Raw genomic sequence first — 720 nt, 5'->3', positions numbered from 1 at the left:
TCGTAGGTGAGGCTCTTGAGGCTTTGTTCACAGGCTTTTTCGTAGAAGCAGTTGTTCGTTATGCCGCCCGTGATCAGACTTTCGTTGACAAACCGCTCGCCGAGCGAATTCACGACAATCGTATTGGGACTGCCGATGTTATTGGTCGTCACGCCGATGCGCATGCCGCGCACTTCGACGGGCGGCGCCCAGATCATGCGTGCGGCGCAGGTCGGCGCTTTCGTCAAGGCCGCTCCCGCTTCCAATCCCATCCGGATGCCGTCGCCCTCATTAAAGGTAGTCCCGTAAAAAGCCCAGCCCGCCAACGGCAAACCGCTGAAGAAAGCTTTTCGCATGGCTTCACCGTACTCATAGCCGCCGCAGCAAAGCGCGACGCCCTTCTTCGCGCCGATGCGAATCGTCTTCCCGTCTTTTTCTGCAATGATGCCGATGATTCGACCGCTCTTCTCTGCAATCAGTTCCTGCGCTCGACAGCCGTCCATGACGGTGATCTTGTCTTTCCTGAGCTCGATCCCGTTAAGCAGCGCTCGGTGCAGCGCCTCGCCTTCAGTCGCTTCGGGTTTCGGTCGGTTGTAGGTCGTCGTTTTGTTGTCGATGACATCCTTGTAGGACGTTCGATAAACGCCGTAGCTGCACGTCTTCGCACCGGGGAAATTGACGTATTGCGCGCCGCCGCCCGTTTTGAGCATTTTGAGGTCCGGGTCGAGGCTCTTGAGCCAA

1 protein-coding gene is annotated in these 720 nt (G+C 57.5%); it reads right to left on the bottom strand.

The window, feature by feature from the left end:
* The coding region (locus H6A60_RS12010; protein WP_205104944.1) for an FAD-binding protein at positions 1-720 on the bottom strand (720 nt) is incomplete at both ends.

Origin of the sequence: Sutterella massiliensis (assembly GCF_016899755.1) — a bacterium.
GTDB lineage: Bacteria > Pseudomonadota > Gammaproteobacteria > Burkholderiales > Burkholderiaceae_F > Sutterella > Sutterella massiliensis.
Note: the sequence above shows the minus strand (reverse complement) of the source record. Positions and strands in the feature narration are given on the sequence as shown.